Source organism: Dyella ginsengisoli LA-4, from assembly GCF_000334915.1.
Taxonomy (GTDB): domain Bacteria; phylum Pseudomonadota; class Gammaproteobacteria; order Xanthomonadales; family Rhodanobacteraceae; genus Dyella_A; species Dyella_A ginsengisoli_A.
Map to the genome: position 1 here is coordinate 1 of NZ_AMSF01000008.1, position 1410 is coordinate 1410.

The window sequence follows — 1410 nt, forward strand, 5'->3', positions numbered from 1 at the left end:
AGCCCGCTCGCGGGCGATGCTTTTTCGCTTCGATGTAGATCAGGAGCAGAAGCATCGCCCGCGAGCGGGCTCCTACTGATGGCGGTGGCCGCCGGCTCGGCGGCGAGGGCGCGGTACACTAGCGCGCTTTATCCGCGCCTCCGCGCCCCGACGAGCCCCGCGCCAGTCCATGCCCAGCAGCACCGCTTCCCCGCTCAGCCATCCGCCGCTTCCGACCACGCCGCGCCAGCGCCGCTTCTGGACGCCGCCGCACGGCTCCGGCCGCGCGCTGCTGATCGCCGAGGCGGCACGCTCGCACAGCGGTCTGCTGGTGGCGGTGACGCGCGACACCCAGCGCGCCTCGGCGCTGGAGGACGAGCTGAAGCTGTTCGCCGGCAACCTCCCGGTGCTGCACTTCCCTGACTGGGAAACCCTGCCCTACGACATCTTCAGCCCGCACTCGGAGATCGTCTCCCAGCGCATCGCCACGCTGTACCGGTTGCCGTCGGTGACGCGCGGCGTGCTGGTGGTGCCGGTGGCCACGCTGATGCAGCGCATCGCCCCGCGCAGCCACATCACCGGCGCCGGCCTGATGCTGGCCAGGGGCCAGAAACTGGACCTGATGGCCGAGCAGCGCCGACTGGAGTCGGCCGGCTACCGCTACGTGCCGCAGGTGGCCGAGGCCGGCGATTTCGCCGTCCGCGGTGCGCTGATCGACATCTTCCCGATGGGTGCGGCCGAGCCGTACCGCATCGAGCTGTTCGACGACGAGGTGGAGTCGATCCGCAGCTTCGATCCGGAAACCCAGCGCTCGCAGCAGCCGGTGGAGAAGGTCGAGCTGCTGCCCGGCCGCGAGTTCCCGCTCACCGAGAACGCCGCCAAGGATTTCCGCACCCGCCTGCGCGAGCGCTTCCCGATCGACATCCGCCGCTGCCCGCTCTACCAGGACATGAAGGAAGGCGTGACGCCCGGCGGCATCGAGTACTACCTGCCGCTGTTCTTCGAGCAGACCGCGACGCTGTTCGACTACCTCGCCGACGACGCGCTGTTCGTGCTCGGTGAAGGCGCCGGCGAGGCGGCCGAGCAGTTCTGGACGCAGACCGCCGAACGCTACGACCAGCGCGCGCACGACATCGAGCGCCCGGTGCTGCCGCCGGCCGAGCTGTATCTGTCGCCCGAGCAGCTGCGCGAGCAGTGGAACAAGCGCCTGCGCGTGGAGATCGTGCCCTCCGGCCACGAGCACAGCGTCGACGTGGGCACCCAGCCGGCGCCCGAGGTGGCGCTGAATCGCAAAGGCGAGGAGCCTGGCACGGCGCTGCGGCATTTCCTGGCCAGCTACAAGGGACGCGTGCTGGTGGCCGCCGACTCGGCGGGGCGGCGCGAGTCGCTGATCGAACAGCTGGCGGCGGCGGGGATGAAGCCGGCGAATGT

1 pseudogene is annotated in these 1410 nt (G+C 70.6%); it reads left to right on the top strand.

The window, feature by feature from the left end:
- Positions 1-169 precede the first annotated feature (169 nt).
- A pseudogene (locus C693_RS0101440) lies at positions 170-1410 on the top strand (transcription-repair coupling factor); the annotation flags it as partial.